Genomic DNA, 12,751 nt, shown 5'->3' on the forward strand with positions numbered 1-12,751 from the left:
TCCCGAAGATCCTGTGAAAGCGTTCGTGCCATCCATGCTGGCCTCCTGACACCAGCAGGAAGTCTGAATCACAACGGCGCCGCGAAGGGAATCCCTGACGAGTCAGTTCGTGTGGAAACCGCTCTAAACTCCTGTCATCATCGTGTTCTGGCCTTTTCCGCGTTCGACGGCCCGGTTACGCTTTCAGGTATTGGGGGACGGGCACATGGGACGCGATCGACAGGCCGGGTGCCGGCTCCATCGCCGGGCGCTGCCGCTGTTGCTGGCGGGGATAGGCGGCTGCACGCATGTCGCGCCCGCGCCGGTCCATCTCGAGGCGCGCATCGCCGGCCAGGCAGCGCGCACGTTCGATGCGCCCGCGGCGGAGCGCGACGCGGCCCTGCTCGCGCCCGGCGCACAAGCCGGCCGTATCGATCGCCTCACGCTGTTCGCGGCGCTGCTTGCCTCCGATCCGCGCGTGGCCGAGGCGCGCGCGGCGCTGGAAACCGCGCGGCGCGACGCGCGCAGCGCGCGCAAGGTGGGATCGCCCACGCTGACGCTCAGCAGCGAATACGCCAACGACCCGTCGACGTCCTCGCCATGGCTGCTGGGCGGCGGGGTGGACCTGCCGCTGGACATCGGCGGCCGGCGCGGCGCGCGGCTGGCGCGGGCGGATCTTGGCGTGATTGCGGCGCGCTATGATCTGGCCGAGGTGGCTTGGGCCGATCGCATGGCGCTGGTGCGCGCGCTGGCGGATCACCTGATCGCGCGCCGGCAGGCGGAGCTCGGCACGGCCATCGTCGCCATGCGCGACCGGCAACTGGCCGTGCTGGAACAGCGCGTGGCGCGTGGCGAGACGGCCGGACTGGATCTGTTTCCCTATCGCGCACAGCGCGCGCAGGCGGCGCGGGCGCTGGAAGACGCGCAGCGGCGCGCGCAACAGGCCCGCATCGCGATGGCGGGCGTGCTCGGCCTGCCCGCAACCGCGCTCGATGGCCTTGATGTCGCATGGGATGGTTTCGACGCCGCGTCCACCGATGCGCCCGCGTTGTCCCCCTCCGCCATGGCCCGTGCCGTGGCCGGCCGCGCCGACGTGCTCAAGGCGATCGTCGCCTACGATCAGGCGGAAGCCGATCTGCGCGGGGAGCTGGCGCGCCAGTATCCGGCGGTCAGCCTGGGGCCGGGCTATACCTGGGAGCGGGGGCTGGTGAAGCTGCCGTTCGCGATCAACCTGGCCGTGCCGTCGTTCGATCTCAACCGCGCCGCGATCCGCGCGGCCGAAGCGCGTCGCGCGCAGGCCGGGGCGGCGATCGAAACCACGCTGGCGCAAGCGCAGGCCGCGATCGAAAGCGCCCGGGCGGAACGGGCGGCGGCATCGGCGGCGCTCGATCGCGTGCGCCGCACCGAATTGCCGCAGACCGCGGCTGTTGCCCGGCGCGCCGATGCCCAGCTTGCAAAGGGCACGGCCGGTCGCGCGGACTGGGCCGGCGCACAGATCGCGGCGCTCGAAGCGCGCCTTGCCGAAATCGATGTGCTCGCGCGCCTCCGAGCGGCGGACGCCGCACTGGAGGACGCTCTGCGGCAGCCGCTGGAAGGACCGGAAACGATGATCGACCGCAACCGCCTGGTCGCTGTGCTGGAGAAGCAACCATGAAAAGGCTGGCCGGCGCGGGACTGCTGCTGGGGGGTATCGGCGCGGGGGTGCTGGGCACCCTGCTTGCCGTTTCGCGCATGGACGCGGATGCCGAGGCCGGCGATTCCGACCCGCCCGTATCGACTGCCGGCGCGGGACTGCATCTGGACGCCGGGGCGCAGGCGCGCGCCGGGATCAGGCTTAGCGCGCCCATGCCGGCCACGCAGCACACGGAAGCGGCCGGCTATGCCCGCGCGATTGACCTCACCGCGCTTTCGGCCATCGCTTCCGAAGTGACCGCCGCAACGGCGGCGGCCGACGCATCGGGACGCGAGGCGGCGCGGCTGGCCAGCCTGGCCAGCGCCGATCAGGGCGCGTCGCAACGCGATGTGGAAGCCGCCCGTTCGCAGGCGGTCGCCGACCGGGCGCGGCTGGGCGCGGCCTGCCAACGGATCGGGCTGGAATTCGGCGCGGGCCTTGCCCGGCTGGGATGTGGGAGCGTGCCGGGACTGGCGCGCGAAGCGGCGGCGGGCAAAGTCGCCGTGCTGCGCATCGATTTCCCCGACGGCGTCGTTCCTGCCGGATCCGCGATCACGATCGATGCCGGCGACCAGCAGGTAAGCGTCCGCGCGCTCGGCCCCGCCGCGATGGGCGACACGCAATTGCAGACGGCCGGCACGCTCGCGCTGCTCCGTGGCGCTGCCGTGGCCCGCGCCGGCGTGGGGCGCATCCTGGCGGCGCACCGCACGGGTGCCGGAACACAGGGTGGATACCTGATTTCGCGCGAAGCGCTGGTGCGGGTAGATGGCGCGCTCTGTGCCTATCGCACGGCTGGGCGCGACGGCTTCGAGCGTGTGACTTTGCAAGGCGCGGTCCCGCGCCGGGAAGGCTGGTTCGTTCCCGGCGCCGCGCTGCGCGCGAACGATCGCATCGTGGTATCGGGCGCGGGCACGCTGCTGGGGCTTGAACACGCCGCCCCCGCCGACGGTCCGGCCGACGGGGGCGACGAATAGCGATGCTGTCGTTTGTCGTCCGTCAATCGCTGCGTCATGCCTGGACCGTGCTGGTGCTCGCGCTGGCCCTGCTCGGGCTTGGCGCGATGCGGATGGTCGGTGCCGCCTACGACGTGTTTCCGGAGTTCGTGCCGCCGCAGGCCAGCATCCAGACCGAAGCGCCGGGCTATACGCCGCGGCAGGTCGAAATGCTCATCACCCGACCGCTCGAAGCGGTGATCAACGGCGCCAACGGCGTGGAGACGGTCCGTTCGGAATCGATCCAGGGCTTGTCGGTCATCGACGTGACGTTCCACGAGGGCGTCGATCCCTACCGCGCGCGGCAACAGGTTTCCGAAGCGCTGGCCGATGCCATTCCGCAATTGCCCGCCGGGTCCGACACGCCGCGCATCACCCCGCTGACCTCCTCGACCATGGACCTGCTCAAGATCGGCTTCACCAGCGACCGCCTGAGCCCCATGGCGCTGCGCGATCTGGTCGAATGGACGGTCCGCCCGCGCCTGCTCGCCGCGCCGGGGGTAGCGCGCGCGAACGTGTTCGGCGGCGAACAGCGCCGGATCGAGGTGCGCGCCGATCCCGCGCGCCTGCTCGCCCGCAGCCTGACGTTCGCCGACCTCGCCGGGGCGGTCGACCGCGCGATCCACGTCAACGGCGGCGGCTTTGCCGATACGCCCAGCCAGCGCATCCTGATCGATCCCGGCCCCAGCGCGATGACCGCGCGCCAGATCGCCGATGGCGTGCTGTCCACGGGCAGCGGCGGCACAGTGCGGATCGGCGATGTCGCGCAAGTGATCGATGCCGCCGCGCCCCGGCAGGGCGACGCGCTGATCATGGGGCGCCCCGGCGTGCTGATGACGCTGTCGAGCCAGTACGGCGCGAACACCTTGCAGACCACGCGCAATCTGGAAGCGGCGCTGGCCGAAGTCACGCCCGCGCTGACCGCCGCCGGCGTCCGGATCATGCCGGCGATGCACCGGCCGGCGAATTTCATCGAAAGCGCACTGGGCGGGATCGAACGCGATCTGGTGGTCGGGGCACTGATGATCGCGCTGGTGCTGATGCTGATCCTGCGCGATTGGCGCGTGACGCTGATCGCCTTCGTTTCGATCCCCCTCTCGCTGCTGGCGGCGCTGGTCACGCTCGATGCGATGGGGCAGACGATCAACACGATGACGCTGGGCGGCCTTGCCGTAGCGCTGGGCGTGGTGATCGACGATGCCATCGTCGATATCGAGAACATCGTGCGCCGTCTGCGCGGCGTGCCGGACAGCGCCAACCGGCGCGCGATCATCGAGGCCGCCTCGATCGAAGTGCGCGCGCCAGTGGTCTATGCCACGTTCGTACTGGCGCTGACCATGGTTCCGGTGATCCTGTTGACCGGGCTGCAGGGCGCGTTCTTCGCGCCGCTCGGCCTCGCGTTCCTGCTGGCGACGATGGCGTCGCTGCTCGTCGCGCTGACGGTCACGCCGGCACTGGCGCTGCTGTTCCTGCACGGGCACGAGCCGCGCCCGGAACCGGCGTTTCTGCACCGCTTGAAGCAACGGCACGAACGGCTGGTCGCGCGGCTGATGCAAAGGCCGGCCGGCGCGGCGCTGGCGATCGGGCTGCTCGGCGCAGTCGCGCTGGCCGGCGCGCTCTCGTTCGGGGCCGAGCTGCTGCCCTCCTTCCGCGAACGGCATTACGTGCTCCAGGTGAGCGGGCCGGCGGGCGCCTCGTTCGACTGGATGCGCGCCACGGGCGAGCGGATTTCGCGCGGGCTGCTGGCCATTCCCGAAGTGCTGAGCGTCGAGGAACAGATCGGTCGGGCCGAAGCGGGCGAGGATACCTGGCCTCCGCACCGGGGGGAGTTCCACGTCCGCCTGAAGCCCGATGTCGACGGGGCGGGAGAAGACCGCGCGCTGGCGCGGATGCGCAAAGTCCTGGCCGATACCCCCGCGCTTCAGAGCGAGGTGACGACGTTCCTGGGCGACCGCATCAGCGAATCGCTTTCGGGCGAGACGGCCGCCGTTTCGATCAGCGTCCACGGCGCCGATCTCGATACGCTGGATCGCGTCGCTGCGGCGATTGCCACGCAGTTGCGCGCCTTGCCGACGGCGGCGGACGTCCGCGTGAAGACCGATCCCGGCACGCCGATGCTGGGAGTCACGCTCGATCCCGCGCGCATGGCGCTGCGCGGGGTGAGCGGGGCCGACGCGGGCGACGCCATCCGCGCCACGTTCGCGGGGCAACCGGCGGGCGTGGTGGCGCTGCCGGACCGCACGGTCGATGTCGCGGTCACCGTTCCCGAAGACCAGCGCCGCGATCCCGAAGCGCTGGGGCAGACGCTGGTGCGCACGGCCAGCGGCGGCGCGGTGCGGCTGGCGGACATCGCCACGATTGCACTCGGCACCGAACGCCTGTCGATCGCGCACGAGGGCGGGCAGCGCCGGCAGGTGGTGACGGCCAACGTCACCGATGGCGACGTTTCCGGCTTCGTCTCCGCCGCCAAGGCGCGGATCGCGCGCAATATCCATCTGCCCCCCGGCGTGTTCCTGTCCTGGGCCGGGGCGGCGGAAGGGCAGGCCAAGGCGGCGCGGCAACTGGGCAGCCACGTCCTGTTTACCGCCGTGGCGATGGTGATCCTGCTGGTCGTGGCCTTCGGCGGCCTGCGCCCCGCCCTGCTCATCCTGGCCGGGATGCCGCTGGCGATGGCCGGTGGCGTGCTGGCGGTGGCGCTGACCGGCGGCGTGATTTCGCTAGGCTCGCTGGTCGGCTTCATCACCCTGTTCGGCATCTCCGCGCGCAACGCGATCCTGCTGGTCGCGCATGTCGATGAACTCGTCGCCCGCGATGGCCTGCCCTGGACGATCGAGACCGTGCTGCGCGCCACGCGCGAACGGGTGACGCCGATTGTCCTCACCGCCCTCGTCACCGCGTTTGCGCTGGCGCCGCTGGCGTGGGAAAGCGGGCAATCGGGGCGCGAGGTCCAGGGGCCGATGGCGCTGGTCATCCTGGGTGGGCTGGCGACGTCGCTGGTGCTGTCGCTGCTGCTGTTGCCGGCGCTGATCTGGCGTTGGCGATACAGCCCCGAAAAGCGGCCTTCCGCGTGAGCTAATCGCCGGCCAGCGCCAGCAGCGCGAACGTCGCCAGCCAGTGTTCGCCCATGTAATCGCCGGCGACGTGCGGCAGGCTGGCGGCCAGATGGTCCTCGATCGTCCGCGCGATCAGTGGCTCGAGCGGATGCGGCGCCAGCGCCGCGCCGATCGCGCGCCAGCACCAAGCCCGGCTGAGATTCAGCCCGTCCAGATGCGCGATCTTGCCGTCGCTGCGGTCCGACACCAGCGCGGGCGTGAACAACGTGCCAGGCTGGCCTTGTGCGGCACGCGGCAGGAATGCGGCGAACCAGGCCGCGAAGGCGTCACAGTCCAGCACACGGCTCATCAGCAGCGCCTCGGCCAGCGCGGGCGAGAGGAATTCGTCCCCGCCCGGCTCCCACGCCTGGCAATCGCGATCGTCCAGGAACCAGTCATGCGCGCGGGCTTCGATCAGCGCGTGCAGAGCCGGATCATGCATCGCCGCCCAGCGATGGGCGAGCACGAGGGCAAAGCTGATGTTGAAATGCGTGCCCACGCGGATGGGATAGGTCAGTTTGGGCAGAAACGCGTGGAAGCGCGCGGCGAACGCGCGGGCCAGCGGTTCCACGGCGGCGGCCCAGGGGCCATCGTGCCGCGCCAGCTCCTCGTGCAGCGCCAGCAGCCACGCCCAGCCATAGGGCCGTTCGAACCCCGCCGCGCCGGGCCGCTGGAGATAGGCCAGTTCGCCCGCGACCTTTTCCGGCACCAGCATCGCATCGGCGCGTGCGCGGGCTTCGGCGGCCTCCGGCATGGCGGGATAGAGCCGCGCCAGCCGCATCACCTGCCACCAGCCATGGACGCAGCTGTGCCAGTCGAAACTGCCATGGAAGATCGGGTGATGATCGGCCGGTGGCCGCGCGTCCTCCGGCCCGTTCAGGATGAGATCCATCTTGAACGGGTACGGCCGGCCCAGATGGCCCAGCGTGAGCCGGGCGAAACCGGCGGCGGTGTCCTGCGTCAGCGTGGCCATGCTATGGCGACCCTAGCGCAGGACCGTGCCGCCGGCCAGCCGGCCGTCCCGCGCTTCAGTACCGGTAGGGGTTCTGGTCGATCGTGGTGGTGCCGCGCGTCTGGTTGCACAGGAACACCGTGCCAGTGAAGTAGATGCCCGGCTTGGTGATCGTCTTGGCGTATTCGAACGCCTCGCGCAGTTGCTGCACGGTCATCTGCACCGGCGCCTCGTCGGGCTGGTAAGTCATGCCATAGGCATAGTCCTGCCCGTCCTTGCTGATTTCGACATGGCAGCCCATCACATGGCTGACCGGGTGTGTGTCGCAGAAATCGATCAGGCGCTTCATGCTGTCGAACCATGGCTGCCAGAAGCTGATATAGCAGCGCCCGCGATAGAACATGTCCCCGGTGTAGAGGATCTGGGTATAGGTATCGTAGTGCGCGAATTCGGACATGACGTGGCCGGGCGATCCCCATATCAGGATGTCGCGCCCGCCAAGGTCCAGCGTCACGCGCTCCTCGGGGAAATTGGTCATGCCCCAGAAGCCCATCATCTCTTCCTGGGTCAGGCCCATGTAGCGCGTGTTGGGCCGGTCGGCGAACTGGTTGGTGGCGGCGTAGTGATCGGCGTGCAGGTGGCTGAAGGCGACGAGCAGTTCCAGGCTGGCGGGATCGCGCCCGTTACGCTTGCACCAATCGGCGATGCAGCCATCGACCACGCCGCGCAAATCCCAGTCGTTGCGCAGCTGGACGAAGCCTTCGTCGAGCAGCAGCACGCGATCGTTGCCGAAATAGAGCGGCGCGAACGGCGCTTCGTAACTGTAGGCCTTGTTCTGCCGCAGGATGGCGGTGTGCGGGTTGTACCAGTGGACCTGCACCGGCGGATCGGTGTTGTCCATGCACGAAGGGGAACCGCAGATCCACCGGTCGGGGAAGCTGCCCGGCGCGGGAAGATTGCTCTTGAAGTCGATCGGCGTGGCTGGCGGTGTGGCTGGCGCGGCCGCCCGTGCAAGGCCCGCCGCGCCGATGCTGCCAAGCGGCACCGCCGCCGCCGAGGAGGTGGTCAGGAAAGTGCGACGATCCATGGGTCTCTTCCTTGTCGAAGAAGAATAGGGCGTTTCAGAATGGCCGGGTCAGAAGGGGCGGGGCGGATTGATGTTGGGCACGCCTTCGGGCCATTCCAGCGTGCGCTGGTCCGGGCTGACGCCGTTGAGCAGGATGAAGTCCGGGCGGATCAGCATCCGGTCGTGCCCCTGGATCTCGCGCGCGTACTGGATTGCCTCGTCCAGCACCGCCGGCACCATTTCCAGCACGCGTTCATAGGGCTTGTAAGTGGCGAAGCGCGGATAGGCCTTTCCGGGCACGAACATCATCTCGATGTGGCCGCCCATGATCCACTTGACCGGATGGCTCCCCGTCCATGCCTTCAACCGTTCGAGCGAGGCGAGGAAGTCCCGGTCGTTGCCGATGTTGATCTTGCCCGGAAACAGCAGGTCGCCGGTGAACAGGAAATCGCAATAGGGATCGTAGAAGCTGACGCCGTCCTTGTGCGTGCCGGGTGTGGGGATCACGTCGATCACGCGGCCGCCGAGGTCGATCCGGCCGGTGCCCGCCGGCCAGCTCGCGGCGAGGCCGTAGTGCTGCTTCATCACCGCCAGCGGCGTGGGCACGATGGTCGTGCCGGGACGCCCGGCGAATTGCCGCAAGCCCTGGTTCTGCGCCACGTCCTCGCCCGATGTGCAGGCGACGGTCAGCGGAATGTCGCGCCAGCCGCGCACCTGGCCGATGCGGGCGATGATCGCATCGACCGTTTCGCGCAGCGGATAGAGGTGGGCTTCGGCCGTCGCGCCGCTGTCGATCAGCAGCGCGCCCTTGTTGCCGAACAGCAGGTAGGTGAACGGCGCTTCCCAATGGACGCACACGTTCTGGCGCAGGATGAAGGTGTCCTCGTTGTACTGGATCACCTGCACGCGCGGATCGCGGTTCTTCGCCGCGACGTTGGAGCCATAGGTCCAGCGGAACCCGATGGCTCCCGGCGCGGGGCCATCGCAGGCGTAGTCATGCACCACCGGCTTGCCGCGATGGAGCGGAACCGCGCTGTCGGTATTGCGGGCACCGGGCAGGTTGTAGCCGAGATCGGGATTGCCGTTGGGATAGACGCGGCCGGTTGCGGACTGCGGATTGCCCGACAGCGCGGGATTGTAGGTTTTCGTCGGTTCCATCGGACACTCCTGGGAAAAGCCTGCGGAATGCGATCGGAGCCAAGCCTTTCGGCAAGGCCCCGATCGAGTGTCACTCAAAACCGCTTGGTGAATTCCACGCCGAACTTGCGCGGCGACAGCACGTTGTTCGCATAATAGCGCGAAACGATGCCGTCGTTGACGATCCGGCGCGAAAGATCGTTGCCCACCGATGTCACCGCGAACTTGTCGAAGATGTTGTCCGCATAGGCGCGGAATTCGAGATCCGGCCCCAGCTTGTAGGTGATCGAGGCGCGATGCACGGTATAGGCGGGCAGCACCTCACCGTTCCCCAGCGCGCCAACGCGCGAGAGGATGTTGCCGGTGTAGGTCGCGGTCCAGGTAAAGACCATGCTGTCGCGTTCGTTGACTGGCAGTTCGTAAACCGCGCCCAGGCTGCCGGAATTCTTGGTCGATCCCGGAAGCCGCGCGCCTGCCAGCGCATCCACCGCGCCGCCTTCCACCTTCAGCAGCTCAGGCACCGTCTGGGTCAGATGCGCATCGTTGTAGGCATAGCTGCCGTTGATGGTCAGCCCTTCGAAGGGCTTGGCGGTGAACGTCAGTTCGATGCCCTTCGAAACGGCCTTGCCGCCATTGACGGTAATGCCGGTCGCGCCGTTGACCGTCTGGCCGGCAAGTTGGATGCCGTCCCAGTCGATGTGATAGGCCGCGATGCTGCCGCGCAGCTTGCCGCCGAACAGCGTGGCACGAACGCCCACTTCGATGTTCTTGGTGGTATCGGGCTGATAGGACAGCTCGTTAGGCAGGGCGCAGATGTTCTGGCCCGGCGGCAACGGCAGCACGCACGGCGCAACGCGGTTCACACCGCCGATGCGATAGCCCTTGCTGTAGGTTGCGTAGGCCATCAGGTCGGGAGAGAACTTGTACGAGCCGTTGAACTTCCAGACCACACCGTTGTCCTTGGTGCTGCCCGAACGCGAACGGAAATTGATGTTCGGATAAGTCTGAAACAGGGGCAGCGCCTGACCGCCGTTCACGAAGGCATCGTAGTTGTAATAGCGGGCACCGCCGGTGAACTGCAGATTCTTGATTGGCGTTACGCTGAGTTCGCCGAATACCGCTTTTTCCTTGGTGCGGCTGTCAACGAACGAGGCATATTCCACTTCGTCCGGGCGGTTGATCCCGGCATAGGCCGGGTAGCCCGGCACGATTTCGCGATACTGCGATTTGGTGCGGAAGTTGTTGTAGAACCCGCCCAGAACCCAGCTGAACGGCCCGCCATGCTTGGAAACGAGACGGATTTCCTGGTTGAACTGGTCGTATTTGACGTTCTGCTTGGTGTAGCCGGAGAACGCCGGGAACAGTTCGTAACCGTAATCGAGATCGATCAGCAGGTCCGTCACGTCGACCGAACTGTCGATCGTCTGCTTCGTGATCGCCGTTGCCGAAACCAGCTGGGCAATCTCGCCGATGTCCGCCTCGACCTCGGCCGCGTAAAGGTGCGCCTTGCGCTTTGACGGTTCGAGATAGCGCCACGGCGCCTGGTACTTGCTGGTGCCGAACACGCCGCCACCGTTGGCCTGCCGACCGTTGGTGTCGGTGGTCTGGTAGGCATAGGTCAGGTAGACCTTGAGCCAGTCAGCCGGGAAAATGCCAAGCTGGTTGCGCGTCGTGAACGTGTGCTCGAAGTTGGCGTCCTTGTAGGTGTGGAGGTTCGCCTTGATCTGGTCGGGCGTGCCAATCGAGCCGAAGAACGTACCGGGCTGTTGCGGCTGCGCCAGGGAAACGCCCGGCGTGTTCACCAGATAGACGTAATCCATGAAGCCGGGATCGTTGTAGTATCCCGTGGTCGAACGGAACGCGATCTTGCCGGGAACGATCGGAATGTTGATCGTGCCGTCCATCTGGAAGCCCGGCTTTGACGAATGCGATACCCCGTAGACACGACCGTGGGCCGTGCCCGACCAGTTGTCCGGATCGGGACGGTTGGGAATGTAGCGGATCGCCCCCGCCAGCGTACCCAGGCCATAGAGCGTGCCTTGCGGGCCAAGCAGAACCTCGATCCGGTCCATGTCGAGGAACTTGAAGTCCTGATAGAGCGGAATTTCGCCCATATAGGTGGCGAGCGTGTTGTTGTAGTTGTCACCGAAGCTGCTGTTGTCGTCAGCGCTGAGACCACGCAGAACGATCGTGCCGGTATTGCGCGGTCCGGTGTCCTGCACGGTAATGCCGGGCGTGAACGCCGCCAGCGACCGCACATCGTCGATGTGATCGCGCTTGAGGCTGTCGGCCGTGACGGCAGCGATGTTGATTGGCGCATCCTGGATGCTCACCGAACGGCGCGTGCCGGTGACGACGATGGTTTCCAGACCTTCGGCCGACGGATCGGCCGGCACGTCCGCCGACGCCTCGGCGGGAGCGGTCTGCGCGAATCCGGGCGTTCCCCAGACTCCGACGAGCGCGGTTGCGGATAAGATGGCGGCGCGGAATGCGTTCTTTTGCACCATGTAGCGGCTCCCCAATTGCCACGGCCTACCGCCCTCCTCCCCATGAGACGGGCGGCGGCTAAATGCCTCAGGGGGCATTCTCTCCCGGAACTGCGGATGCTTCGGCTTCCTGCGGCCGATCGCGATGCGAGGGAAAGCTAGGGATATTACAAAAGTGCGCAATGGTAATAATGACGCATAGACAAACGCCTTTGGATGCGGCAATGTTGCAGTGCAAAAAGGGGTCTCACTCATGCTGAACCGGATTCGCGTCGCTGGAACGATCACCCTTATGGCCGGGGCCTTGCTGGCCGCGTCGTGCTCATCCGGGGGCGGCACGAAGGCCGAGTCGCGCACCGAATTCAACATCGGCTGGTCGATCTATGCCGGCTGGATGCCCTGGCCCTATGCGCGGCAGGCGGGCATCGTGAAGAAGTGGGCCGACAAGTACGGCGTGAAGATCAACATCGTTCAGGTGAACGACTACGTCGAATCGGTGAACCAGTACACCGCCGGCAAGCTGGACGGCGTGACCGTCGCCAACATGGATGCGCTGACCATTCCCGCCGCCGGCGGCAAGGACACCACCTCGCTCATCATGGGGGATTATTCCAACGGCAACGACGGGATCGTGCTCAAGGGCGCCGACAATCTGGCCGCGATCAAGGGACGGCAGGTCTATCTCGCCGAACTGTCGGTGTCGCACTACCTGCTCGCGCGCGCCCTCAATTCCATCGGACTGCAACTGACCGACGTGAAGACGGTGAACACCTCGGACGCCGACATCGTCAGCGCCTGGGCCAGCCCGCAGGCAACCGCCGCGGTCGCCTGGAATCCGCAGCTTTCGGTAATGAAAGCGCAGCCGAACGCCAAGCTGGTATTCGATTCGTCGAAAATCCCCGGTGAAATCCTCGATCTGCTGGTGGTGGATACGGCGACGCTGAAGGCCAATCCCAATCTGGGCAAGGCGCTGACCGCGATCTGGTACGAGACGACGGCGCTGATGCTGCGGCAGGACGAACAGGGCAAGGCCGCCCGCGCGGCGATGGCCAAGCTGGCGGGGACGACGCCGGAGGTGTTCGACAGCCAGCTGGCGACCACGCACCTCTATGCCGATCCCAAGGAAGCGGTGGAGGCCACCTCCGCGCCGGCGCTGATCACCACGATGACCCGCGTGCGCGACTTCAGCTTCTCCAAGGGGCTGTTCGGCCAGGGCGCGAAGTCGGCCGACGCGGTGGGCATGGCCTTTCCCGGCGGCAAGACGCTGGGCGATCCCGCGCACGTCACGCTGCGCTTCGACGAAAGCTTCATGAAAATGGCCGCCGACGGCAAGCTTTGAGCCGGCCCGGTGCCCGTTGACCGCACGAACGAAGTA

8 protein-coding genes are annotated in these 12,751 nt (G+C 67.3%); 4 read left to right on the forward strand and 4 right to left on the reverse strand.

What is annotated here, in order from left to right; genetic code table 11:
• Nucleotides 1-205 precede the first annotated feature (205 nt).
• The 3 genes from EH199_RS16685 to EH199_RS16695 are packed head-to-tail and all read left to right on the forward strand — an operon-like array spanning nucleotide 206 to nucleotide 5,714.
• Complete coding sequence (locus tag EH199_RS16685; RefSeq protein WP_124810397.1) at nucleotides 206-1,633, forward strand: TolC family protein; 1,428 nt, start codon at nucleotides 206-208, stop codon at nucleotides 1,631-1,633.
• Nucleotides 1,630-2,625 (forward strand): hypothetical protein, encoded by a 996-nt coding sequence (locus tag EH199_RS16690; RefSeq protein ID WP_124810398.1) that lies wholly within the window; start codon nucleotides 1,630-1,632, stop codon nucleotides 2,623-2,625. Before EH199_RS16685 ends, EH199_RS16690 begins: the two co-directional genes overlap by 4 nt.
• Before the next feature lie 2 nt (nucleotides 2,626-2,627).
• Nucleotides 2,628-5,714 (forward strand): efflux RND transporter permease subunit, encoded by a 3,087-nt coding sequence (locus EH199_RS16695; protein WP_124810399.1) that lies wholly within the window; start codon nucleotides 2,628-2,630, stop codon nucleotides 5,712-5,714.
• Nucleotide 5,715: 1 nt separating this feature from the next.
• On the opposite strand, the gene EH199_RS16700 is transcribed toward EH199_RS16695, so the two are convergent.
• From EH199_RS16700 to EH199_RS16715, 4 genes are all read right to left on the reverse strand, one after another.
• Nucleotides 5,716-6,708 (reverse strand): DUF2891 domain-containing protein, encoded by a 993-nt coding sequence (locus tag EH199_RS16700; RefSeq protein WP_124810400.1) that lies wholly within the window; start codon nucleotides 6,706-6,708, stop codon nucleotides 5,716-5,718.
• A gap of 55 nt (nucleotides 6,709-6,763) precedes the next feature.
• Nucleotides 6,764-7,774 (reverse strand): MBL fold metallo-hydrolase, encoded by a 1,011-nt coding sequence (locus EH199_RS16705; protein ID WP_124810401.1) that lies wholly within the window; start codon nucleotides 7,772-7,774, stop codon nucleotides 6,764-6,766.
• 48 nt (nucleotides 7,775-7,822) lie between these two features.
• Nucleotides 7,823-8,911 (reverse strand): MBL fold metallo-hydrolase, encoded by a 1,089-nt coding sequence (locus EH199_RS16710; RefSeq protein WP_124810402.1) that lies wholly within the window; start codon nucleotides 8,909-8,911, stop codon nucleotides 7,823-7,825.
• A gap of 74 nt (nucleotides 8,912-8,985) precedes the next feature.
• Entirely contained in the window at nucleotides 8,986-11,397 is a 2,412-nt protein-coding gene (locus EH199_RS16715; protein WP_124810403.1) for a TonB-dependent receptor, read from the reverse strand.
• A 232-nt stretch (nucleotides 11,398-11,629) separates the two neighbouring features.
• On the opposite strand from EH199_RS16715, the gene EH199_RS16720 reads away from it, so the two are divergent.
• Nucleotides 11,630-12,715, forward strand: coding sequence for a putative urea ABC transporter substrate-binding protein (locus EH199_RS16720; RefSeq protein ID WP_124810404.1), 1,086 nt, complete (start codon nucleotides 11,630-11,632; stop codon nucleotides 12,713-12,715).
• The last annotated feature ends 36 nt before the right edge of the window (nucleotides 12,716-12,751 follow it).

Source organism: Novosphingobium sp. LASN5T (assembly GCF_003856955.1).
Classification (GTDB): Bacteria; Pseudomonadota; Alphaproteobacteria; order Sphingomonadales; family Sphingomonadaceae; genus Novosphingobium.

Coding starts and splice junctions, on each gene's coding strand:
- EH199_RS16695 (WP_124810399.1), top strand. CDS start 2,628: ATGCTGTCGTTTGTCGTCCGTCAATCGCTGCGTCATGCCTGGACCGTG.
- EH199_RS16715 (WP_124810403.1), bottom strand. CDS start 11,397: ATGGTGCAAAAGAACGCATTCCGCGCCGCCATCTTATCCGCAACCGCG.
- EH199_RS16710 (WP_124810402.1), bottom strand. CDS start 8,911: ATGGAACCGACGAAAACCTACAATCCCGCGCTGTCGGGCAATCCGCAG.
- EH199_RS16690 (WP_124810398.1), top strand. CDS start 1,630: ATGAAAAGGCTGGCCGGCGCGGGACTGCTGCTGGGGGGTATCGGCGCG.
- EH199_RS16720 (WP_124810404.1), top strand. CDS start 11,630: ATGCTGAACCGGATTCGCGTCGCTGGAACGATCACCCTTATGGCCGGG.
- EH199_RS16705 (WP_124810401.1), bottom strand. CDS start 7,774: ATGGATCGTCGCACTTTCCTGACCACCTCCTCGGCGGCGGCGGTGCCG.
- EH199_RS16700 (WP_124810400.1), bottom strand. CDS start 6,708: ATGGCCACGCTGACGCAGGACACCGCCGCCGGTTTCGCCCGGCTCACG.
- EH199_RS16685 (WP_124810397.1), top strand. CDS start 206: ATGGGACGCGATCGACAGGCCGGGTGCCGGCTCCATCGCCGGGCGCTG.